This window comes from Mariprofundus sp. EBB-1 (assembly GCF_003665155.1).
GTDB lineage: Bacteria > Pseudomonadota > Zetaproteobacteria > Mariprofundales > Mariprofundaceae > Mariprofundus.
The window spans coordinates 1-23,525 of sequence record NZ_RCFQ01000027.1 but is presented as its reverse complement, the minus strand read 5'-3'; the positions used below and the strand labels follow the sequence as shown (position 1 = coordinate 23,525).

At 48.0% G+C, this 23,525-nt stretch carries 25 protein-coding genes; 2 read left to right on the top strand and 23 right to left on the bottom strand.

Annotation, left to right across the window (positions count from 1 at the left end):
- Positions 1-49: 49 nt before the first annotated feature.
- From D8Y20_RS10590 to D8Y20_RS10540, 11 genes are all read right to left on the bottom strand, one after another.
- Entirely contained in the window at positions 50-847 is a 798-nt protein-coding gene (locus D8Y20_RS10590) for an exodeoxyribonuclease III (protein WP_121543536.1), read from the bottom strand.
- 126 nt (positions 848-973) lie between these two features.
- The gene (locus tag D8Y20_RS10585) at positions 974-2,074 is read right to left on the bottom strand and encodes a DPP IV N-terminal domain-containing protein (RefSeq protein WP_236075397.1); all 1,101 of its coding nucleotides are present in this window, start codon (positions 2,072-2,074) and stop codon (positions 974-976) included.
- Between the two features lie 117 nt (positions 2,075-2,191).
- Entirely contained in the window at positions 2,192-2,863 is a 672-nt protein-coding gene (locus D8Y20_RS10580; RefSeq protein WP_121543534.1) for a M48 family metallopeptidase, read from the bottom strand.
- Between the two features lie 15 nt (positions 2,864-2,878).
- On the bottom strand, positions 2,879-3,790 hold the full coding sequence (locus D8Y20_RS10575; RefSeq protein ID WP_121543532.1) for an Hsp33 family molecular chaperone HslO: 912 nt from the start codon (positions 3,788-3,790) through the stop codon (positions 2,879-2,881).
- The gene (locus D8Y20_RS10570) at positions 3,766-4,416 is read right to left on the bottom strand and encodes an HAD family hydrolase (protein ID WP_121543530.1); all 651 of its coding nucleotides are present in this window, start codon (positions 4,414-4,416) and stop codon (positions 3,766-3,768) included. Before D8Y20_RS10570 ends, D8Y20_RS10575 begins: the two co-directional genes overlap by 25 nt.
- Positions 4,409-5,272: an aminotransferase class IV gene (locus D8Y20_RS10565; RefSeq protein ID WP_236075396.1), complete on the bottom strand. Its 864-nt coding sequence runs from the start codon at positions 5,270-5,272 to the stop codon at positions 4,409-4,411. Before D8Y20_RS10565 ends, D8Y20_RS10570 begins: the two co-directional genes overlap by 8 nt.
- A gap of 5 nt (positions 5,273-5,277) precedes the next feature.
- Positions 5,278-6,447: a D-alanyl-D-alanine carboxypeptidase family protein gene (locus tag D8Y20_RS10560; protein WP_121543572.1), complete on the bottom strand. Its 1,170-nt coding sequence runs from the start codon at positions 6,445-6,447 to the stop codon at positions 5,278-5,280.
- An 86-nt stretch (positions 6,448-6,533) separates the two neighbouring features.
- Entirely contained in the window at positions 6,534-7,424 is an 891-nt protein-coding gene (locus D8Y20_RS10555) for an RluA family pseudouridine synthase (protein ID WP_121543526.1), read from the bottom strand.
- Complete coding sequence (locus D8Y20_RS10550) at positions 7,421-7,969, bottom strand: LOG family protein (RefSeq protein WP_121543524.1); 549 nt, start codon at positions 7,967-7,969, stop codon at positions 7,421-7,423. The genes D8Y20_RS10555 and D8Y20_RS10550 overlap by 4 nt, the downstream gene beginning before the upstream one ends.
- A complete protein-coding gene (locus D8Y20_RS10545) occupies positions 7,966-8,775 on the bottom strand; it encodes a septal ring lytic transglycosylase RlpA family protein (protein ID WP_236075400.1) in 810 nt (269 codons plus the stop codon). The genes D8Y20_RS10550 and D8Y20_RS10545 overlap by 4 nt, the downstream gene beginning before the upstream one ends.
- A gap of 35 nt (positions 8,776-8,810) precedes the next feature.
- The gene (locus D8Y20_RS10540) at positions 8,811-9,788 is read right to left on the bottom strand and encodes a lytic transglycosylase domain-containing protein (RefSeq protein WP_161957621.1); all 978 of its coding nucleotides are present in this window, start codon (positions 9,786-9,788) and stop codon (positions 8,811-8,813) included.
- A gap of 814 nt (positions 9,789-10,602) precedes the next feature.
- Here D8Y20_RS10540 and D8Y20_RS10535 point away from each other — a divergent pair.
- Together D8Y20_RS10535 and D8Y20_RS10530 are read left to right on the top strand one after the other, a co-directional pair.
- A complete protein-coding gene (locus D8Y20_RS10535) occupies positions 10,603-11,436 on the top strand; it encodes a phosphate ABC transporter substrate-binding protein (RefSeq protein WP_121543518.1) in 834 nt (277 codons plus the stop codon).
- Positions 11,437-11,491: 55 nt separating this feature from the next.
- Positions 11,492-12,010 (top strand): hypothetical protein, encoded by a 519-nt coding sequence (locus tag D8Y20_RS10530; RefSeq protein WP_121543516.1) that lies wholly within the window; start codon positions 11,492-11,494, stop codon positions 12,008-12,010.
- Positions 12,011-12,296: 286 nt separating this feature from the next.
- Here D8Y20_RS10530 and D8Y20_RS10525 read toward each other — a convergent pair whose 3' ends face one another.
- From D8Y20_RS10525 to D8Y20_RS10470, 12 genes are all read right to left on the bottom strand, one after another.
- Complete coding sequence (locus D8Y20_RS10525) at positions 12,297-13,136, bottom strand: glycosyltransferase family 2 protein (RefSeq protein WP_121543514.1); 840 nt, start codon at positions 13,134-13,136, stop codon at positions 12,297-12,299.
- Entirely contained in the window at positions 13,129-14,082 is a 954-nt protein-coding gene (galE, locus tag D8Y20_RS10520) for a UDP-glucose 4-epimerase GalE (RefSeq protein ID WP_121543512.1), read from the bottom strand. Before galE ends, D8Y20_RS10525 begins: the two co-directional genes overlap by 8 nt.
- Positions 14,079-15,794 (bottom strand): carbamoyltransferase C-terminal domain-containing protein, encoded by a 1,716-nt coding sequence (locus tag D8Y20_RS10515; protein ID WP_121543510.1) that lies wholly within the window; start codon positions 15,792-15,794, stop codon positions 14,079-14,081. The genes galE and D8Y20_RS10515 overlap by 4 nt, the downstream gene beginning before the upstream one ends.
- 94 nt (positions 15,795-15,888) lie before the next feature.
- On the bottom strand, positions 15,889-16,734 hold the full coding sequence (locus D8Y20_RS10510) for a DUF3108 domain-containing protein (RefSeq protein ID WP_121543508.1): 846 nt from the start codon (positions 16,732-16,734) through the stop codon (positions 15,889-15,891).
- A gap of 7 nt (positions 16,735-16,741) precedes the next feature.
- Complete coding sequence (locus tag D8Y20_RS10505) at positions 16,742-17,344, bottom strand: isoprenylcysteine carboxylmethyltransferase family protein (RefSeq protein ID WP_121543506.1); 603 nt, start codon at positions 17,342-17,344, stop codon at positions 16,742-16,744.
- A complete protein-coding gene (gene waaC / locus D8Y20_RS10500; RefSeq protein WP_121543504.1) occupies positions 17,334-18,413 on the bottom strand; it encodes a lipopolysaccharide heptosyltransferase I in 1,080 nt (359 codons plus the stop codon). Before waaC ends, D8Y20_RS10505 begins: the two co-directional genes overlap by 11 nt.
- A gap of 1 nt (position 18,414) precedes the next feature.
- Positions 18,415-19,395, bottom strand: coding sequence for a lipopolysaccharide heptosyltransferase II (gene waaF / locus D8Y20_RS10495; RefSeq protein WP_121543502.1), 981 nt, complete (start codon positions 19,393-19,395; stop codon positions 18,415-18,417).
- Complete coding sequence (locus D8Y20_RS10490) at positions 19,392-20,093, bottom strand: methyltransferase domain-containing protein (RefSeq protein ID WP_121543500.1); 702 nt, start codon at positions 20,091-20,093, stop codon at positions 19,392-19,394. Before D8Y20_RS10490 ends, waaF begins: the two co-directional genes overlap by 4 nt.
- On the bottom strand, positions 20,090-20,962 hold the full coding sequence (locus D8Y20_RS10485; RefSeq protein WP_121543498.1) for a lysophospholipid acyltransferase family protein: 873 nt from the start codon (positions 20,960-20,962) through the stop codon (positions 20,090-20,092). The genes D8Y20_RS10490 and D8Y20_RS10485 overlap by 4 nt, the downstream gene beginning before the upstream one ends.
- A 19-nt stretch (positions 20,963-20,981) precedes the next feature.
- Positions 20,982-21,152 (bottom strand): Trm112 family protein, encoded by a 171-nt coding sequence (locus tag D8Y20_RS10480; RefSeq protein ID WP_121543496.1) that lies wholly within the window; start codon positions 21,150-21,152, stop codon positions 20,982-20,984.
- Between the two features lie 422 nt (positions 21,153-21,574).
- Complete coding sequence (locus D8Y20_RS10475; RefSeq protein ID WP_121543494.1) at positions 21,575-22,237, bottom strand: Bax inhibitor-1/YccA family protein; 663 nt, start codon at positions 22,235-22,237, stop codon at positions 21,575-21,577.
- Positions 22,238-22,678: 441 nt separating this feature from the next.
- Complete coding sequence (locus D8Y20_RS10470; protein ID WP_121543492.1) at positions 22,679-23,113, bottom strand: FxsA family protein; 435 nt, start codon at positions 23,111-23,113, stop codon at positions 22,679-22,681.
- Positions 23,114-23,525 lie beyond the last annotated feature (412 nt).

Here is a 23,525-nt window from a genome sequence, read left to right as displayed (position 1 = left end):
ACAAGGTTCAGTTGCTTATCTCTTCCTGTTCTTGAAACACTTCGCCGATTTAGCCTTCAAATGTGGCTGTAATTGGAGCGTGATCGGAGTACCAGTGGTCGGTATAAACACCAATATCTTTGATTTTTTTGGCCGTTTCGGGTGTGCACATATGATAATCAATACGCCATCCGACATTATTGGCACGGGCCTGGCCACGATTAGACCACCAGCTATATTGCTCTTTTTCTGGATATAATTGGCGCAGCACATCTGTAAAGCCGGCTTCGATCCATTGCGTAAACCATGCACGCTCTTCGGGCAAGAATCCTGAGTGTTTTTGGTTACCGCGCCAGTTTTTCAGATCAATGCGTTGGTGGGCAATATTGATATCACCACAGACAATAAGTTCACGTCCATCGCTTTGTAGCCGTTGCATCAGCGGCAGGAAGCGTTCTAAAAACGTCATTTTTACCGTTTGACGCAGTGCTGAACTGGAGCCTGATGGAAAATAGACACTGATGACAGAAAGTTTGGCACCATTCGCGCCCAGAAAATCCCCCATGACAAAACGCCCTTCGGCATCCATGTCTGACCAATCAGTGTCGGGGTCGATAGCAGCCAGGCCGATGTGCACAGCTTCGGGCTTTAAACGCGAATATAGTGCGACTCCGGAATAACCCGGTTTTTGGGCAAAGTGATAGTGATGATGAAAACCGTCAGGCATTGCTTCTGGCGGGATCTGATGGGCATGGGCTTTGAGCTCTTGTAAACAGAGAAAATCGGCGTTCTGATCTGAAAACCACTCCCAAAACCCTTTTTTGGTGGCGGCACGAATGCCATTGAGGTTTGCGGTGATGATTTTCATGAGCTAACAGTAACGGTAATCGTATCTTGAGTAAAAGTGATGGTAGGAAATCAATCGATGTCGAACCGATTAAAAGTCGTTGGATAAATGATCGAACCTCGAATCGGGAGGGTGAGGCTTGGACGATTACTTCACAGGCTTTGGAGCGTCGATTGTCCAGATATGAAAGCCGGAAGTAGAGCCTGAGCCAAGTTGATGCTGTGCGCGAAGGGCTTTAGCAATTTTGCGATCTGAATGAAAGTATATTTTACCATTTTTGTCCATTCTAGCTGCACCATCGCGAGCTTCATTATGCGTCAACTGTGTCAGGTTGCGACCGTTGATATCTATACTCCATATATCCCATTGGCTCTTATTGGCATGGCGAAGGTCAGGTCTGGCACGGTTAGAGGTGAAGTAGAGTCGCTGGCTATCCTTGCTCCATGATGGTTGGACATCCACGCTTCTGCTGTCGGTAATCTGGATGAGCTCGGAAGAATCATCCAGAGAAATGCGAAAGAGGTGCATGCTACGGCCTGTTTGCATGGAAAATGCAAGCCACTGACCATCAGGAGAGATTGAGGGATTAACACCATTGGCTAGCACCTGCTCTTCGCCATCTGCATTGAAGCGGACAATATCTGTACGAAAGCCGTCAAAAGTCCAGTTGTTGAAATTATCGTCTGCTTTATGACGGGAATGGGTGTTCTGATGCTGCTTGTTTCTGCGCTCCAGCGGTGTCAGCCGAACCGCAATAATTGTATTATTTTCAAGTAGAATGGGTTGCGTGATCATACCATGCAGGGCTTGAATGCGGCGCTGCATGCCTTCGCCATCGGAGATCTTTTCCCACAACGCTAATCCACCGGCGCGTTCCGATAAATAATAGACATGTGTATTGTCTCGCCAGCCTATGGAATCAAAGGCTCTGTTATCGTCGGAAATGCGATTGGCAGGGTCACCATTCTCACTGAAATGGCGGGAAATCCACGATGTATTGCGTTTGCTGTTCAGGGTGATCAAAAAGCGGCCATCGGGAGACGGGCGGGCATACATTTCTGTTTGGCCGGGTTCCAGTGTTAATAATTGCGCTGCATCAGCAGGCTGATCGTCATGACTGGAGACGGATGCTTGAGCATTGCGATGCTCACCCATCCAGTCACTAATGCTGTTGGCAGAGGCTGAATGGACGCCTGCAATCAGAAAAGAGGAAATCAAACTTATTATTAGTCTATTCATTGTGCGCATCAGGTTATTCTCCTTAGTGTATGCGAGCCGGATCACATCTGTCGGGTGGCGCGCATAATGAGGGGTAGAATTGGATTGTCTGTGACCCTGCTCACACATATTTACGTTGATCTGTTGTTACACCTCAAGCGATAGCCCATTGGTTTTTAACCATACTTTGGCATGGCGATAGTCCGGCATAGTCTGCTCAACGACATGCCAGAATTGTTTGGAGTGATTGTGATGAATCAAATGGCATAGCTCGTGCACTATGACATAATCAATAACCCATTCAGGGGCCATCATTAAGCGCCAGTTGAAATAAATGCGGCCATCATGATGGCAGCTTCCCCAGCGGCTTTTATAGGTTTTCACACCAATGGAGGCAGGGGCTACACCAATTTGCGTGGCGAAGTGATGACTGCGTTGTTGAAAATGTTTTTCTGCTGATGTCTTGTACCAGCTTATGATCAGCTTTTTGAGTGTGTCGGGAGCATGACAGGGTACCTTGAGTTGATCGTCATCAATATGAATGGCTGTTGTCTTGTTGGATATATGGAGTCGGTAGGTTTCACCGCTCAGTTGAAAAGCTTCACCAGTCGTAAAGTTTTTAGGCTGATAGCAGGCTCTCACTTCTTTATTGAATTGTAGCTTTTTTTGTATCCATGACTGTTTTTCACGCACAAATTGGTGGATCAGATCAGCAGGTGTTCGGCTTGGAGCAAGCACATCCACCTGATTGTTGCTTCGAATGACAATGCTTACGGTTCTGCGTTTCGGGCGGCGGATAATGGAGTATTTCAGATCCATTGCTGTGTCGATTGGCTATGCAACAATTTGTGTCAGTTTGATGATGTGATGGCTACGGCAGTATTGACAAGAGGCAGTAATATTACCGGCTTCATCGGCCAGTGAAGCAAGCTGCTCAGGTGAAAAACTCTTCATTGCCTGGGTCATCTTTTCAGGGCTGCAATCACAGTGGTAACGGTATGCATCCGTACCCGCCTGTTTGATATGTAAATCGTTGAAATAGGTCAATATGGATGCCGTGGATGCTGTTTCAAGTACGCCGTTGGGGATCTTTGCCATACTTTCGACAGCCTTAAACCAGTCATCATCACTACAGCCGGGCATGGCTTCGATCATAATAGCAAGGTCACCGTGCAGAACGATATCGGCTCTGATTTGCACGGATTGATGGAGGTAATGAATAAGATGGTCGGCTAAAAAATCAGATTCATGTTCAATGCTGGAGACATAAGGTTGACCAAAACCCAAATCACGCACGGTAGAAAAGCGAACTGGTTTGCCGAGCCAGCCAGATAGCGTTTCACCATCGTCGTGATGCAGAATGGTTTGGCCATCAGCCCAATTGATGAAGCCGCGCACATCGCCCTGGCGGGCTTCTGTTAATAGCATTTGAACAGGAGCTGAACTGGTAGTCGAATTGAGTTGCAGCACCTGACGGGTGCCACCTTTGCTGATGGAGAGCAGTAAGATGGATGCCAGCAGGCTTTGATCAAACAAGTGCGCAATATTGCCGTTTAAGCCATGGATGCGATTGGCTTCTTCGAAAATATGCGTAGCGCGAATAATGACCCCGCGCGCGCGCGCGTCTGGCAGCAGAAAGCGAATCAGCTGGTCGGATACTGTTTTATCGGAATATGTCGGCTCGCAATCGGTCTCATCCGGCACAATATTATCCGGGGTGGTTAATCGATCTGTTTTTGTAGCCATGCCTGAACCTCTGTTAATGAATCGAAACAAGATAGTGCACCAACATCGGTCAGTTCCTGATAAGAGAAACCATCACAGATGCCTAAAGGGCGGCTGCCTGCACGTGTGGCTGCTTTCATATCGGCAAGGCCATCGCCAATCATGACCGATGCTGATGGTGCGATATTCAGTCGTTCACAGGCTAGTAGCACAGGGGCAGGGTCAGGTTTTTCCGGCCGTCCCGGCATTTTACCAATGACCGTTTCAAAGTAATGGCTCCAGCCTAAGGCCTGTAGCTGTGCTTCAGCCCGAATTTGACTTTTGCTGGTGACGATAGCGCTTGGAATATGCGATGCTTTTAACCATTCAAACAGTGATACTGCACCTTCGAGGGGCGTGATGTGATCAAGATAATCTTCATCGTGAATCTCTAAAAAACGAATGCCCGCTTCTTCTTTACGGTCACCAAACAGACTGATCATACTGCAATCACCCTTGCCTGTATGTCGCTTGACCTCCACATCATTCATGGTCGGCAGACCAAACTCTATAAAGGTCTGGTTCAGGGCGCGAATGATGGGTGGGAAGGCATCAACAATGGTGCCATCCATGTCCAACAGGACGCCTTCTATGCGATGGCTATGCATGTGTGGGCTTGTTGCTTTGTAATGCAGCAAAGGCTTTTAACATCTCTTGCCGCAAAAGGGTGGCAACCGGACCGGGATGACCTGTGCCAATAGCTTCTCCATTCATGTGGCAGACCGGCATGATGGCATTGGTAGTGCAACTCATCAGACACTCTGTGAGGCCTGCTTCATCCAGTTTCCAACTGCGTTCTTCAACAGCAATATCCAAGCTTTTAGCAATGCGCAAGGCCATGCTTCGGGTGATACCACCAAGCACCTGATGATCAAGTGGATGCGTTACCAGTGCGCCATTGATGACTGCAAAGCAATTGGTAGTACAGCCTTCAAGGATATGCTGTTGATCATCCTGCCAGAATGTTTCATCAGCGCCGTGCTGTTTGGCTTCCTGTTTCCCGATCACACTGGCCAGCAAGGCGATAGATTTAATATCGCAACGTTTCCAGCGTATATCATTTAAGGTAATGCCATTCACACCGGTTGATATTTTTTCATCACTAGGCATGGCTAAGTCACGTGAGGTGATCACCATGGTTGGTGTGAGTGCTTGCGGTACCAGATGCGAGCGTGGCGCTACGCCCCGTGTGATTTGAATATATACCAATGCGTTGGCATAGGGGTTCCGTTGATAGGTCTGCTCAATCAGGGATAGCAATGCATTCCGGCTAACCGGAGGCGTAATGTCTATGGCCTGACAGGATCGTTCTAATCGTTGTAAATGCGCATCCATATCGAGGAATGAACCGTTGAAACAGGCAATGACTTCATACACGCCATCGGCAAATTGAAAGCCCCTGTCCTCAATATGAACTACGGCTTTTTCCAGTGGCAGGAAGTGGCCATTCACCCATGCAATCAATGGGATTACTCTGCGGTGCCGGGCTCACCTGTGACATCATCGAGCAGTTCATTGGAGCTGTCACTGATCCACAAGCGTAAACCATCCCATTGACGACTTATCCATGATGCCTGTTTGATGGATTGCGTCGCCACCATCGGGAATGAACGCATAACTTCAGCCTTGGCATTGTCACCACCAATGACAGCTTCGATAGTACCCAGTTTTTGTCCTTCACGGATTGGTGCTTTCAATGGTGCATCATAACGCAGGCGAAATGAGAGCTTAGCTTTGCTATTTTGTGGAACTGTTACCCATATTGGCGCGGTAGGTTTAAGCCATATGGAATTTTTAACGCCTTCAAACACTTCAACCTGACGTCGAATTTCACGTTCAGTTGGACGGACGGTAATGAAATTTCTAAACCCATAGCCCAGTAGCTTTTTGGATTCTCTTGCCCGAGCCCGATCAGAATTTGTGCCAAAGACAGCAGTGACAAAACGGGTATTGTTTTTTTCCGCTGATCCAACCAGACAATAACCCGCCTCTTTGGTGTGGCCTGTTTTGATACCATCAGCATCAGGGAAACTCCATAACAGACGGTTGCGGTTGGGTTGGGTATGGCCATCAAAGGTATAATCTCGTTCACCAAAGAGTTTGTACTGTTCCGGATAGTCACGCCATATGGCTACACCAAGAATACTCATATCCATGGCTGAGCTATAATGGGATTCGGCTGGGAAGCCGGTGGCATTGGAAAAATGGCTATGCTGCATGCCCAGAGCTTTGGCTTTTTCATTCATCCGGTCGGCAAAAGATTCTTCAGATCCATCCATGTGTTCGGCAATGGCTATGCAGGCATCATTGCCGGATAAGGTGGCTATGCCGTGCAATAATTCATTTACAGTTGGGTTTAGGCGGGGTTCCAGAAACATGGTGCTGCCACCAATTTTCCATGCTTTTTTACTGATTTTTATGCGTTCATTGATATCGAGCCTACCCTCTTTGACCGCTTCAAAGGCCAGGTAGAGTGTCATCATCTTGGTTAGACTGGCCGGTGGTAGTTGCTCGTCGGCATTGTGTTCGGCAATGATCTGTCCGGAACGAGCATCCAGCATTGCCCATGATTTGGCTTCTAATGTTGGTGATGTTCCTTGGGATGAAGCGAACGCAGTGGAACTCAATATTGCGCTCATGAACACTGTTGTTAGCAATAAAGCTAAGAAAACTGATCCTGTTCTATGTTGTTGTTTGCTGTTGCAGTTAGCTGCAAACGATGTGATTACCATTGCCAATCCCCTTCAGGTTCTGCATGCCATTGAATATCTTGTCCCAGTGCAGGCCTGATGATCTGTAAAGTTTGAGCGTGCAACATTAAACGTGCATGTGCTTTTCCGCCATAGCGCATATCACCGAGAATCGGGCAATCCAAAGCAGCCAGATGAATACGCAATTGATGGGTACGTCCGGTATGTGGAATGAGTTTGATTAGTGCTCTGTTCCCTTTGCGTTCTATCACTTCTGCTTCTGTTTTGCAGGCGCGGCCATGTTCCGAAATATGATAACGCCCGCGCTGGTCGCGTTCACTATCAATGGCGAGCGTGATGGTTTGTTTGTCCCATGCAGGAGCAGGTTCAACAACAGCCAGATAGGTTTTAAACGTGCAGCAGTGCCATAAGGCTTGTAAATCCTGCAGTTGTTTAGGGCTCGAGGAGAACAACATAAGCCCTGATGTGCCACGATCCAAACGATGTACCGGACGCAAGTCGGCAGAAATCTTGGGCGGGAGTGCCAAATGTTGAGCCAGTTCATAGGGTAGCGTGCCACGGCTACGATGCAGGGCTTCTTGAGCATATTGATTGCTGCGCTTATGCAGCAGGTACAGTGGTGGTCGCTGCCAGACGATTTGCTCGGCGGTGAAGGGTGTGAGTTTCTCTTTTTCTAACAGAACCACGCGTAGTTTATCTCCGGTATAGATGCTGCGACCGGCAGTTCTGCAACGTTTCTGATTAAGATATACGCCACCCTCATCAATAGCGCGGCGGCTGCGGCGGCGTGAAAGGTGTAATAACAGTGCTAAGGCCTGATCTAAACGAAGGCCATTTTCTTTGTCGCTCACTATCGCGCGCAGATCCTGGTAGTTGGCAGTGGGGTGGGTTGCATCAGGTTTCATGCGTACGGCTCTAGTGCATCCAGAATATCCTGATGTGAATGGCACAGTTGAATGGAATGAAAGGCTTTGTCGGCCGATAACACCAGTTGATCAGAAAGTGTGGCGATAATGGGTTGCCACATATCACCATAGAGAAGCAGCGGGCGTGGTTCCAGCACACGAATAGCAATGAGATCCCATGTCATGGCCAGTTCGGCCAGTGTGCCAAGGCCGCCGGGCAATACTAACCATGCGTCAGCCTGTTCAATCATGGTTCCCATGCGATCAAAGAAATTTTTAGCGCGAATCTCTTCGCTTAGGGTGTTGTTCGGTGGTGTGGGAAAACGCTCCAGTGTGATGCCTTGAATATGGCCGTTACCGGCATGCATACCTTCAGAAAATGCAGCCATCATGCCCTGATGCCCACCGGTCATACCATCCCAACCGGATTCGGCGATCTGCTTGGAGAGTGCCGTTACATCCTGATATATCGGTGAGTCAGAGCCAATGCGGGATGAGCCAAATGCGGCCAGACGAGGGCGTGTTGTCGATTGTACTGTACTCATTCAATAATCACCATGGGCTTATCAAAGCCTTTCTGTTGTAGTGATAATACTGTTTTTTCAATATTTACCATGTCTTCAAAGGGGCCGATACGCACACGATAGAGTGTTTTCTCAGCGATATGCACGGCAATAATATGGGCGGCCGGAAAGGCGGTTTTTAATTTGGCTTGCAAGCGGCCGGCATTTTCTTGTGAGCCAAAGGCGCCCAGTTGCACAAATATTTTTCCGGATGGTGCCGTCGCTGGCAGTGATAAGGTGTCAGGGCTGGATACGGTGATGGTGTTGGAGCGGTCTGCTGCTTTGAGTTTAGCGCCCATAGCCAGTGTTTTCGTTGCTTTACTCGGGGGGATTTCAAGCGATTGGACGCGCACATGGGCCGTACCCTGTTTGGTGTAACCGAGGGCATTGGCAGCAGCATAAGAGAGATCAATCAAGCGATCTTTCACAAATGGGCCGCGATCATTCACACGCACAATCACGCTACGACCATTGTCCAGATTGGTCACTCGCATCAAGGTGGGCAAGGGCAGTGTTTTATGTGCAGCCGATAAGGCATGCATATCATAGGTTTCACCATTGGCTGTGAGTAGTCCATGGAATTTGGTGCCATACCATGAAGCCGTACCGGTCTCATCATAACGGCCTTCACTTTTCAGGGGCGTGTACCATTGGCCGGCAACACGATATGGCTTGCCTGTTTTGCTAACACCGCCTGCGCCATCGGGCAGATGGGCCTGGCCATTGGGCACCGTGTCTGGCGCTGAATCCTTAATGGGTGAGACATGGCCTGAGCAGCTTGCTATCACAAGACTCAACAGAGAAAGCAGTAGGGTGGGGGTGATTAATCGACGGCGAATGTTGTTCTCTCCAGCATGGCCGCGATTTCTGTGACGGCCATGGCATAATTAAAGGAAGGGTTGTATCGCATGATGACTTTAAAGTTGTAATGTACCAATGCGAACCGCATGCCTTGTTTGGTTTCCATTTCGATAATGCTGACTTTATCACTATCGCGCCAGGGTTGTGGAATGGCGTTAAATATCTCAGGCATGGATTGGCGTAGATCTGCCAGTGTTACCCAGTGTTTTAATTTTCCCTTAGCAAGCTGTTGCCATTCAGGCGTTAGCTTGGTTTCCATGGGCAACCAGAAAGCCGAAGGACGATTGTGTTGCCAATGGTGTCGTTTAAAGTAATTGGCTACGCTGGCAATGATATCGGGTTTGGAGTGAAACACGTCACGGATACCATCACCATCTTCATCCACAGCGTATGCGCGGAACGAGGTTGGAATGAATTGTATGGAGCCAAAAGCACCGGCATATGAGCCTTTGAGCGTGCTCAGTTCAAACTTGTCCTGACGGCTGATTTCTATGATGGCACCGAGCTGTTTGCGAAAGAATTCAGCCCGACGCGGGAAGCCGGTAGAGAGGGTATAGAGTGAATCAAGCACGGGGCGTGTGCCGTGGGCAACACCGAAACGTGTCTCAATACCGAGGATGGCAGCAATAATGACGCTATCAACCTGATATTTTTCTTCAATTTGGTTAAAAATGTGCTGATGTTTGTGAAGATAGGCGCGGCCTTTATCCTGCATACTCTGTTTGATGAACAGCGGTCGATACTTTGCATAAGGCTGAGCTTCCCACTGGCCATTCATGCGTTGAACGATCTTTGGCTGAAATGTTGCCTGTTTCAGAATGGCACGAATTTCAGTTACTGGAACGTTGATTTCTGAAGCCAGTAGCGTGCTGAGTGCTTCGCGGCTGACATACTGTGTGCCATCCGGATTCTTGTTCGCTGCATCAGCAAATGTCGGCATGAGCGCGGCCAAGCATGCAAGCAATATGAGTTGCCGAAGTGGTTTGAATGAGACGTGTGTAAACGTTGCCAGAGGGCTGCCTGAATGATTCATGTCCGAAGCTTAACGGTGGATGCGGGAGACAGAAAGGTAAAAGAAAGAAACAGTCGTGAATGCTAGTGTTTTAACACCAAGTGATGCCTTATAAGTTGTAAAAAAATTCATTGAACAATAGTGGGGAGCAGCAACTGTTCAGCATTACTCCATCAAATAAACAGCCACGAATTACACGAATGAACACGAATTAAAGATCCTACTTAATGGTGTGGTCGGTTGTTATGTGTTGATGGATCCGATTACAGATAAGCATGAGCTACTTTATTGCATAAGAAAGTAATATGCCTTCTGTACATTCGTGATAATTCGTGGCTAAAGATTGATAGATTTTGATTAAAGGTTTATTGAAGAGATTAGTCAGAAATAAACCAGAGTCGTTTCTTTGGTTCCTCCCTTCACTGGGCGCTCTATTGTTTCACAATTCTCCTGTCCGATAATGATCTTTTGGGTTGATCTATCTATGACGTCACAGCCTTGTATTGATATGTCCAAAGAAGTATCCAAGGCTTCCAGTATGTCTCAAAAAATACTATGCCATGTTTATATTGAGAGAAAGTGTGAGAGTGCTGAATTTATCAATGGTATGGAGGTTTCCATGCACATGTCATGCTGGCATAGTGCGGCCGCTTGAAGGGTGTGCCATGCATCGAATTGCTTTGCATATTGATGTAAATCAACGTTCTACGTTCTTTATTGATAGTTTTTGTGGGGATTGTTCATGAAAAAGCTCTATTTGTTTGCGGCAATGATTGCCGTTTTCGGGGTGTCCGTTGCCCATGCCGGTGTTGTTACCTCAGCCGGTTCCACAACTGTGCAGCCAGCCATGAAAGCATGTGCTAAGGTGTATAAAAAGAGCCATGCTGGTGTACATATTGTGATCGCCGGAGGCGGCTCCAGTAAGGGTGTGAAAACGGTTGCCAAAGGAAAAGTGGATATCGGTCGTGCTTCACGCTCTGTGAAAGCGAAAGAGATTAAAAAATATCCTGATCTGAAGATTCATAAAATTGCTACGGATGGTGTTGTCTTGGTGGTCAATGCAGATAATCCGCTTGCAAGCCTGACTTCGGCTCAGGTTGAGCAGCTCTTTAAAGGTGAAGCTTCCAACTGGAGTACTGTGGGTGGTCATGATGGAGAAGTGTATCTGGTATCGATGGGCGCTGAACATGGTACCTACGAGTTGTTCACCAAAAAATTCCATCTGATAGGTGTAGCAGAGGAAGATACGATTACGTTTGATAAAGGTCAGGCTTGGGTGGCATTTTCACAGGATGTGGCACTGGATAAAGTAGCCCATGATGTCAACGCCGTGACCTTTGCTTCTGTTGGTGTGGCCAGCGATTATGCTACTGGTGGTAAGGTGAAAGTGCTTACACTTGATGGCATTGAAGCGACACCTGAAAATGTGGTGTCCGGCAAATATAGTGTATCGCGCCCGCTATTGCTGCTGAGTAAAGGCGATCCTGTTGGTGAAGCCAAAGATTTTATTGCCTATATGCAGGGTGCTGAGTGTCAGGCGATTGTGAAAGGTATGGGTTACATCCCGCTTAAATAGTCCTTTTTCCCGGCTACATAAACCAAACTGTTTGTTACATTATTAGGAGATTTAAATGCGTTATATATTTTGTATGCTGATGGCTTCAGTGATCACAATGGTGAGTACGGCTGCTTATGCTGATGACTCAAGATCGTTGAACTTCATTATTCTTGAGAAAACAACAGCCAGCTTTGATTATGATCCGATTATTTTTGGTGGTTTCAGTGCGTTTATCCGCGCTATGGATGGAGCTAAGGTGGCACTATTGTCACACTCTGCAAAGTCTATGAACGGGGATGTGATGAACTTGCAGCAGGATGTGTTGAAAGAGGGGGAAAAGGGTGAGTTCGATGATGTTGGTGTGAACTGCCAGCTTACCTTTACCTATGATGGGCCGGCAGATGATGTGGAATACCATATTGCTGGTGATTGTCAGATTCATGGCCGTTTTCATGGTGAATCCATGACATTAAAAGCACACGTGCCAACAACCGATCTGGCTGATGCGGCCAAGACGGGTGATATCTGGATTGAAATCTATGAAGATAAAAAGTCAGGTATCGCATTTTACGCCAACGCCAGTAATCACTGAGTTGTTACGCTTTTTTGGTTCATCGCACACGAAGCGATAAGTCTCATCGTATGGCGACAGGAGGAAGTACCTGTGGTGCGAAGCAAGAGAGACGAAAGGAAAAACACCAGCCACGAATTACACGAATTAACACGAATTTCTATAAGCTAATTCGGCTAAAACCATCTTCATTACTCTCTACAATACAGCCATTCATTCCCCAACTCTCTAGATTATTTATCTTGTTCAAAATTCGTGGGGATTCGTGTAATTCGTGGCTAACGGTTGATCGATTTTGATTAAAGCCTTATTGAAGAGGTTGGCTATGAGTTTTCAGTTTTTCGGCCAATTGGCTTAGTCCATACACGGCTTCAACGCGTTTTTCATTCAGACAGGATTGCAGGGTGGCGTCGTTGTCAGACAGGCTGTTTCTTGAAAATTCCTGATGCCACAAATGTAATAATGGTGTGCCATACAGATTTCTTCGTGTGAGTCCGGCATGAAATAAACGCGCTGTAATATCCGAGTCTTCACGGCCCCAGCCTGTGAAGCTCTGGTCATAGCCATTAATGGTTTGCAAATCCTTCAACCAGAAACTCATATGACAGCCCCGTAGGCCGCTGAGCTTACTGTTTTCGATGCCAATCAAGGGTGGGATAAAAGCGGGCCAGATACGATTGATCGATTTGCTACGTCTTAATGACAGCAGTGTGGCTGTTGTAGTGAGATCATGCAGGTCAATGTCTTGTTGTCTTACTTGAGTACTGAAACCTTCACTTAATAACAGCCGAGAGCCGGTAAGAAATGATCCGCGTTTACATAGCCTTCGATGTGAGGCAATCAGTGCAGGGAATGGGATACAATCACCATCGGTAATAAGCACATAGGGCTCTGACACCGCTAATAGCGCACGATTGCGTATTTCCGAGAGTCTAAATCCATCATCTTTATGCCAGATATGATGCAGTGGAACAGGGTATGCTGCACGCATGTTATCTATAAGGGTGCGGGTTTCTTCACCAGAACCATCATCAGCCACATAAATGGAAAAGTGTTGATCCGTTTGAAGACGATATCCTTCAAGCACACATCTTAAATCATCAGGCTTGTTGTAGGTGGAAATAATAACCGCAATACTATCAGGCATGCATGGCTTTCCATGCACTTTCAATCATGGCGTGTATATCATATTTGGCACGCCAGCCGCTAAAGGTTTTCCAGGCGGTGCAATTTGCAATCAGCGTTGGTGCATCACCGGGGCGAGCGGGGTGGGTGTTATAATCAATGGTGCAGCCGGTGAGTTGTTCTACGGTATCAAAGACTTGCTTCACACTGTATCCGCTACCCGAACCAAGATTGAAAGCTTGAAAGAAACCAGCTTTTTGTTGGCGTAATTGTTGTGACGCTAATAAGTGAGCCTCGGTCAGATCCCGAACATCAATGTAATCCCGAACGGCAGTTCCATCTGTGGTTGGATGGTCTGTTCCATACATACTGAATGTGTTTTTACCTGCTGCCAGCAACAGGTTTGGGATCAAGTGTGTTTCTGGATGATGGTTTTCAAGTAGTACTGGATCTCCGCAGCCGGCCACATTGAAATAGCGCATGCAGATGGCGCGAAGCCCGCGCTCTTTGCAGGCAGCTTCCAATAAAGCCTCTCCAACATGTTTACTTTTGCCATAGGCAGATAGCGGTTGGCATGGCGTCTGTTCATCAATAGGAATAGATGCAGGAACCCCGTACACCGCACATGATGAGGAGAAAATGAACAGGCTATCATTTTCCAGCCCCTCAATAGCATGCATGGTCATGCGTAAATTTTGCGATAAATAGCTCCATGGCGCATGCATGGATTCTTCTACAATACTTTTTGCCGCAAAATGGAAAATAACATCCGGCTTGAAGGCGCGAATTTTAAGCACGGATTCAGGTTTGGTTAAATCCTGTTCAATCAGTTCAACACCTTCGGGAATCACATTACGGTGGCCTGTTGAGAAGTCATCGAGTACAGCAACCTCAATCCCATGCTGCCTTAAAAGGTGCACCATATGGGCACCAATATATCCGGCTCCACCTGTGACAAGGGCTTTCATTGTTCAGCTACAGCCAACAGATCAGCGCAAATGAGTGCATCGATATTGCCAAGTTGGAAGGCTCGTACGGCATCAGAGGCTGAGCATACGATGGGTTCCTCATGCATGTTAAAGGATGTATTGATCAGTGCTGGCACACCTGTTCTGGCATGGAAGGCTTTGAGTATGGCGTAAACCTCAGGATTATCCTGTTGCCTCAACACCTGAGGGCGTGCGGTGCCATCAATATGAATAGCCGCCGGAATCTGCTCTTTGGCGATGCTCGAAGCATCGTAGGTGATGGTCATAAAGCGGGCAGCATAGTGTTCAGGTTTCCAGCTCGGGAAATACTCGGCTGCGTACTCTTCCATAATAATGGGGGCAAAAGGCATAAATTCGGTGCGTTGAAGTCTGTCATTGAGCCATTTGTTAATCGTTGGATCGGAACAGGAGGCAAACAAGGTCCGGTTTCCCAGTGCGCGCGGGCCATATTCCATGCGTCCTGCAGCACGCGCAACAACACGACCATTGGCAAGTAGCTCCGCTGCCTGGTCGGCTAAATCATCAGGTTGTGTATAGCTTGCTCCGGCTGCTTCCATTGCCAGTTTGGCCGAAGCCACTTCAATGTCGGGGCCAAGGTATGCTGATGCCATAAATTGTGGGATCAGACCGCCCTTGTTGTCTGCATAGGTATTCAGCGCTGCGCCAACTGCCAGCCCACCATCACCCATATTGGGGTGAATATAAATATTATCTACATTATCAAGTTCCAGAATACGCTGGTTCAATTTAACATTGGCGAATACGCCACCAGCCAACGCCAGCTTATGAATGCCACTCTCTTCAACCCATGCATGGATAAAATCGCAGACAAGCTGTTCAGTGAATGTCTGTAAGCCTGCCGAAATATCTTCGCGTGACAGCCCTTGTGAGAGTGATTGGTAAACAGTGGTGGTCTCTTTTCTATTTCCAAGCATCGCCAGTAAGATTAAATCAGCATCAAAGGTGGTGTGTTTACCTCTTTCGGTGACATGTTCATGTAAGCGAGAGCAAAAAGGTTCCGGATTGCCATAGGCCGCTAGTCCAACAATTTTGCCTTCATGGCGCATGGGTTTAAAGCCCAGGTGCGCGGTGACAGCCGAATAAATATTACCAACGGAGTGCAGGGCAGAAAGCCAGGAACGGGATTCCATCTTGCCTTGCTTACCGGTCCAGACAGAGCCGCAATGGCTCTCCCCATGCCCGTCAAGGGTGATAACAAGCACCTCTTCATCTGGCCATGGGCAGCAATAATAGGCGCTGGCGGCATGGGCCTGATGGTGTCTGGTTTCACTGCGTGGTAAGGATGCTACAGATTCAGGTACCTTGCGAGAGGAGCAGGCCTGAATAGATGTGCGCAGTGGTAACTCAAGAAGTTTACCGGTTAAATATTTTTTAAAGGGAGCATCGTCGGTTAGTGATCGTGCCTGCTTATAATTCTTCAGCATATCCGGTAGATATTTGATGTTCGAACGCTGTGCAAGGGCAGTGAAGTCAGGCGTTGATTCTTGCATATCAAGCATCTGCTTGAGTGAGAGGAATGGATAGCTGTAATCATTCTTTTTACGGCTCAGACGTTCTTCTTCTGTGGCTGCAAGCACCACGCCATTTTCAACCCATGCAACGCCGGAGTTATGTGCTGCTCCTGCATTTGGATTGCTTGATGAATAACCGTGAATTCCAATGATTTTCAAGAAAATTCTCCTAAAGATAGATAAGACAACGCGTGTGTTAAATCAGTGATAGCATCCATCGCGTTGAACGCTGCTACAATATCTATGTGTCTGTTCATGGCGTTTTCGAATATGACTTAAGATGTGCAAAAATACGACCGAATTTTATTTTGGCCATCATTTTCAGTGGAATATGACGTTCATCATCGGTCATCCACAACAGCATCTCACCTTTATTGGTGAATATGCCTGCTGTTTTCAGTTTGGGCCTTACCAGAATACAGCTTACTTTTTCACCCCAGGGCGCTTTCAGTATCTCTTTGCGAGGCAGAATGTTCACTTCAATTTCATACTGTTTGCGTGAATCAAACACCGGGATATTGATGGTTTGACCGGGTGTGAGTGTTAACCCGCGTACGGTAAGAAACGCATCAATCACACTCAAGTGACCGGCAGGTACATCAAAGTGTTCGGTGATTTGATTCTGGGTATGGGTGATTTTGTTCTCTTTCCAGAGGTATTCGGTGCGCTTTTTGGCTCTGTATTTGCGCTCATGCAGGTCAGCATCAAACAGGGTGCTTTGCATCTTACCATCAACGCAGAGCCCTTCCGCAGTGATGTAATCCCGTACTTTTCTGAATGCATCAAGGAATTTATTGGTGCGGGCAAGTGTTTTGACTTGCCAGCCATTGTTACCGATAGCGGCGATATCCAGTGTGGTAGAGCCTGCATTAATGAATTCCCAGCCAATGTTAAATGTGAGATGTTCACCAATGTAGGGCATGCATTGGTTTGTCGCGATCGTTGCGACTGTTTTAGCAGCCTTGCGTGTTGAGGATGGGGTGAGAGCTGTAGCGATGTTTGCTGTGCTGACTGTCTCTGTTGCTGCGGTCGCCTCAGCGCTAAGCGCTGTAACCGTCAGGCAACAGGCACACAGTATGGCAAAGCCGAAACGCAGCATATGTGTATTAGTTGCCTTGCACCAACGAGAGTAGAAACAGGGCGATAGAATTATCCCAGAATATTAAGCCGGCCATGCCGATCATGCCGGCGGTTAAGCCGGCTGCATGCTTCCATTCACGATGCTGGCTTACCAGTTCCCAGGAGAATGAACCACTGAACACACTACGGTTCCAGCGTGGCAACAGAGCAGGAGTATTGGCCATGAAATCAGAATAGGTAGCGCCAAACATTTCCGTTAAATTCTTCTCTTCATTTTTCCAGGTGGGCATATAGATGATGAAGAATGCAATGGTGACAATGATAAATGCGGGCAAACTATCACCGGTAATGCAGAAGCCGGTCGCAATCAGGAAATGTCCGAGATATAGCGGGTGCCGTACCATGGCGTATGGGCCGGTTGAGGTGACCTGGGCCGATTTGTGGATATGGCCGGAAGCCCAGATACGCAGGGCTTCTCCGATGACGACAATAGCCAGACCGATAAGCCAGCTTGATAGCGTGGGATTGGCGAAGACAATAATAGCCAGTCCCATGAGAATGCTGGCTGGAATGCGGGCGCGTAGGAGCATGGTGTGCATCTTCTGTGAAAATGTATGATCAGAGCTCATGTAATATCCTTGTAATAGACTCAGGTTTAATCGCATCCATGCAGACAAATTGATTACATGTGCGTTTGAAGCAAGGGCCACAGGCCGGACTGGATTCGATATGCCAATGCTTCACTACCTTTTCTGGGTTTTGTGGTTCTGTTGCTGTTTGTTCAACCGTGAAGGGAGCCGAATTCCATGATGCAGACGGTCCCCAAAATGTGATGGTTGTTTGATTCAATGCTGCGGCCAGATGTAGCAGGCCGGTATCTGCGCCAACCACAGCTTTAGCTGCTTGAATCAATGCGACCAATGCTGACATATTCAATCGTTCGGGCAAGGCGTAGCCATTGCTTTGTGCTGCAAGGTGTTGCGCTTGAGTTTGTTCTGTCTCGTTTCCCCAGCTAAACAGGGGTGTAATGCCTTGATCATACAGGCTTCGGGCAATATCTATCCAGCTCTGTTCAGGGAGCTGTTTTGTTTTCCAGCCGCCGGCGGCATGCAGAATGACATAACTGTGCGCTTTCAAGTCAAGCCGTTGAAGCAGTGTGGTATCGGCGCGGCAATGGCTGTGTGCGATGTCGATTTGTGGTGCGCGGTAGGGAATTGCCTCAGTAGGGGTGTCTGATGATGCCTGAGGTGGTGCAAACGATGATGTGAACGGAGCCGCAGCAATACGTCGATATTGCTGCACCACATGCTTATCCTGCGGGTGAAAGCGGATATTTCTGGTCAAGATCATGCTGGCTTTCTCGCGCAAAAAATGTGGATCAAAGGCATAGACGGGTGAACCACAAGCGCGTGCAAGCACGGCTGATTTGATCAGGCCTTGCAGGTCAATGACCGCATCAAAACCAATTTCCCGAAGCGCTTTGATGGCTTTCCAGGCAGAGCGCACAGGGTGATCACCTTTGAGCGCAACCTGATGCACAATCACATTGGCCGGTAAAATATCTGTGACGAACCCATAACGTTGATCCACCAGCCAGTGGACTTCACTGACCTGCTTGCGTTCAAGTAAGTCCTGCAGGGCAGGCAGGGCATGAATAATATCACCAAAGGCGGATAGTTTGACAATCAGGATCTTCATATCAGTGGTCAGCAAGCATGGATCTGCATGCATCCAATAGCATGGTCGGTGTGATGTTGGCCATGCAGGGATGGCCGCTGACACTGCATTCGCGTTGCAGGCATGGACTGCAATCTGCCGGTTGATACAAGACGTTTACACGCGGGCCCGAGGGAGCCGTGCGCGCAGGGTCCGTGGCTCCGAATGGTGTTACCGTTGGAATACCTAAGCCGGCGGCGACATGCATCAGGCCTGAATCATTGCACAGCATGAGTTTAGATGCGGAAATCAATTGCAGGGCTTCGGTCATATTGGTTGATCCTGCCGCATTCCAGTGCGGGCTGGTGATGTCGGCTATGATCTGCTGGCTAGTGGCATGATCTTCCGGCATGCCCAGCGTAAGCGGTTGCGAGCCTGTGTCTGCCAACTGCTTAACCACCGCATGAAAACCATCCGGTGGATAACATTTGGCCGCCCCGAATTGGGCGCCCGGAGCAATGCAGATGACCCGTTCCGGATCCAGACCATGTTGCTGCATGAGCTTCTGCCCGGCTAATTTGTCACCGGCAGGGCTTGAAAGCGTAACTGCCGTGTCTTCTGTCGGGATATTCATCTGTGCGGCAATATCGAGATGAAACAGACGGTGGTGTTGATGTAAGGTGTCTATACGATGGGGCAGTGCCCGACTCAATAACAGACTGCGCCACTGGCCACGATAGCCGATGATCTGCTTAATCCCTGCCTGACGGCACTGCCAGGCGGAACGGAAACTGTTGGGGAACAGGAAGGCGGTGTCGGCAGCAGGAATGCTCGACTGATATTGGGCATGGTTTAGGCCAAGGTATGGCAGCAGCTCTTTTAACCATGCTCTGCCGCATACCGAAATCTGCGCAGTTCCGTGCTGAGCATAATAGGTTGCGATGCTTTTCAGTGCGGGTTGGGCCATAATGACATCACCAATCCAGTTTGGCGGCATCAGTACCAGATGTTGATCTTTTGTCATGCGCTACCGGATGTGTGTGGAAGGCTGGTTTTGTGGGTGCAGACAAACAGATGCCATTCGCGATTAATATACGGGTTTGAAAACGGTCTGATGTTCAGTCTTTTTTCTTCAATAATATTGAAGTGCCGTTGTAATGTGCGATGAATGCCGGTCAGTGAGTAGTAATACGGACGCGTTTTTTTACACAAGAAAGGACAAAACTGCATGGCCCAGTAATGCAGACGGGATTCAATGGGGCAGTGTGTGCGAATAGATAAGATAAGGGTGCCATTGGTTTTTAGCAGGCGCTCGATTTCATGCATGATCAATTCCGGATTGAGCGAATGCGAAAGCATATTCAGGCAGAGAATGAGATCATAACTATTAGCCGGCTTGGAAATGCGTTCAGCCACTGTTGCTAAATATTCAGCATCTTCAGGCAGTTCACCGGGAAACATGCGTCTGAAATCATCGATTAACGGATCAAGATAGGTTTTGTGTTTCAGATTCAACAGGCGGGAAATGCAGCATGGACCGCCGCCGATTTCAAGTACGGAAGCATCTTCAGTGTATTGCTCGGCATAGTGTTGGATGGTGGAAAGGGTGGTGTTTTCAAGGCGCTCTCTTTCAGTACTCAGGCTTTTTTGACTCCAACGATCTGAAATGAGTTTGAGTGAGGCTTGCCAGCGCAAGCGGGAAACGGGCTTATGTTTGCTCATGCTTGCTCCTGTTCATCGAGGTATAACCAGCGCCGATGAATCCATAACCACAATTCAGGACGTTGATCAATGGCCTGCGCATAGGCTTCGTGCAATGCTGCAGTACCAGCGAGTGCATCCTGCTCGCTATCCGCATGTTGTGGGGGCAATGTTATGCGTTTAAATTCAATGCGGAAACGAAATTGATGACCAATGCGATGCACGATGCCGGCAAACAGGGCTGAATGATTACGTCGGGCATAGGTTGCAGGCAAGGTGGTAGAGCGGGCAAGATGTCCCATAAAAGGCACTGGAACACCATTGGAAAGGTGTTGATCCACCATGATAGAGACGCTCTTCCCCTGTTTCAGTGTTTTAGGAATCCAGCGCATATTTTCACGGCGTTCATGCAGGCGATTGCCAAAGCGTTCTCTGCACTGCTTAAGAAATGCATCGAGCGGCGGTTGACGCACAGCCCGATACATCTGATCGCCGGGAGCATTCACCAGAGATATGGATAGGGCGCCTATCTCCCAATTGCTGAGATGACATGCCGTAAAAACAGTACCGTGGCCAGCTGCAGCAGCTTTGTTGATCTCTTCCAGACCGACGAATTCGATGCGCGATGTTAAAAACTGTTTGGAACGCAGAAATACATGCGGCATCTCAAAGGTAGTGCGACCAAGTTCGGCAAAGGATTCGCGACTGATACGCTGTTTCCATGCCATGCTTTTTTGTGGATAGAGACGATGCAGATTACGCATGGCAATCTGGCGATGGCGGCCATCGATGAGATAGGCCGCACGCCCTAGACCCGCTCCAATGGCTCCGGCCAGTCGAACCGGCAGACAGCGAATCAGATAGAACAGGATTTTAACCATGAATGCCATGTTGGCAGAGAAGGGGGTGTTACGCGCTCAGGCTTTTGGCTTCATCAATAAGCATGACAGGGATGTCATCGCGAATCGGATATTCGAGCTGACAGCTGTCACAAACCAGACCACTGTTTTGCTCATTGTAGTGTACATCGCCCTTGCATTTAGGGCAGGCCAGGATTTCCATCAGCGCTTTATCAAGCATATCTGTCTCCAGTGTTGTGTTGCTAAGTTGTTAAAAAACAGAGGCTAGCGTCATGCACACAGAGCCTCAACAAAAATGCAGCCCGGTAAAGGGCTGCAGATGTGATCAGGAAAACATCAGCCACGAATTTCACGAATTAACACGAATTAAAAATCTATGATCATTGCCTTACATGGTGAATGTGTTGGCGCAAAGAAATTACCCTGGGGGATTCATCTAGTCACAATTCACCTTCTGGCTTGCTTGTGGTCTTGTCTGTTAGTTAACGATGGGGTTAATAGACCGTGAGACAGCTGAAATTAGTACGTGATCAGAAAACATTAGCCACTGATATTCTATAGCAGTTTCTCTGCCTTATTCGTGTGTATTCGTGAAATTCGTGGCTCGCTTTTGGTTTTATCTGCTAGTTAAAGGTGTGGAGCTTAGTCATCGCCGCCGAGCATGCCGAACATCGCAAGCACGTGCTGGAACAGTAGAAACACATCCAGGTAGAGGGTCAGTGCTGCGGAAATATACTCGTCATTCGGGTAATCGCGCAGAATGTTCGATGTGTCATACAGGATGAACGCTGAGAACAGCAACACACCAATACCGGACAGGCTTAGTGATAATAGTGGTGATTCAAAGAAGAAGTAGTTGGACAGGCCCAATACGATCATGGCAATCAGCCCTGTCCAGACGAAACCTTTTAGAAAAGAAAAGTCACGACGGGAAATAAAGGTGTAAGCGGTCAATGAAACAAATGCTACGGCAGTGGTCATAAATGCTTGTGTAACCAGCGTACCGGATTTTGCAGCCACCATGCCTACCAGTGGAGAGATCGCCATGCCGGTGATGGCGCCAAAAGCCAGCAGGGCGATGAAGTTGATGCCCGGAATGTGGCGAACGCCCTGTACCAGAAAGATGCCGCCGATCATGACAAATAACATCATGAAGGGATGTTCCTGCGGGAAAGCGAAGCCCATGGACATGTATGCGCCGATGCTGCCGGCAGCGATACAGAGGGCAAGCATGCCGTATGTTTTACCTAAAAAGCCGATGCGATCATCAGCTACCTGGCTGGTTGTCATTGTTGCTACGTTCATAGTTGTTGCCTCCATTGTTGCGAGTGTTGAAAAAAATGTAAGCTGAAATGTACGGGTGCAATGATGCAGGTCAAGCAGCGTCGCCGGCACGGGTTAGTAATCTAAGAATAGTTTACCGCAGTCCCCCAGGGGAGTCTCTCTCTCGTAAACTCGATTCACCTTCAGTACGCAGAGTAAAGCAACGACATTTGATTTATAAGGATCGGTTTATAGTGTTGGCTTTTCCTTGAATGATGGGCGAGTCCCCGAATGCCTCTTGAGAGTCTGTGTCACCATCTGAAGCCGCGTTTCTAGCTCTGCTATATTGATATAAGGCAACGCGTCTTAAATACTATTTTTAGGTTTTACTCTGCGTAACTTTGCGTCCTCTGCGGTGAAATGCCTTTGTTCCGGATGTGCAGGCGCGGCCGGTGAATGCTTTTTTCGGTTTTTATCCACATATTATGAAATATGCTTGTCGTGGGTAATGACTTCAGCATCTATGATATCAGAAGAGCCTGATCTGTTCCCAGGGTTTGTCTGATTAATTTTTTGAAATGGTAACATGCCAATCACAAGGCGGCGAAAGGGCGGAAACAGTAGCAGAAAGCCCATGCTGTCGGTGATGAAGCCCGGTGTGAACAGGAGTAGGCCTGAAAAGGCGATCATTAAACCATGCAAGCCGTGTTCAATGGGTGCTTCACCATGTGCCATGCGTTTTTGCGCATCGATCAAAGTACTCATGCCTTGCCAACGAATCAGGAAGCCACCAAGGGCGGCGGTGAGTAGGCACAGGGCAATGGTCGAAAGACCACCGATGCCGCTACCAACTTCAATCAGTAACCATAGTTCAAGCAGCGGGATAGATATAAATAGTAGAAATAAAATTCTTAACATAGGTCATGTATAGGGATGTTTGGCTCTACATTCAAGGCTGATGATGTGTGATGTCAGGTCAACCACACTAAAACAGTTAAAAGCTTTCACCTCGGAGTACGCAGAAGGTGAATTGCACTTGTGCAAGAGAGACTCCCCTGGGGGAAAGTTTCGCAGAGTAAAGGCATTGTAGGATTGAGCTGTGCAGATAGATATGGGATGCGCTGCATGGAAGTGGAGTATCCGCCGACAGGCATAGTCAAAAGCATTCACCGGCCGCGCCTGTGAAGAAGGTGAATACCCCAGGGTATATTCTCTGCTGTATCCAGCATTCACCTGATGGCGAAGCAACGACCCCATGGATGGGGGAGGTAGAGCGATGCAGGATGCCAAAGCCGAGAGTGGCTCCCCTATGGGAATGTGGTGAAAAAAT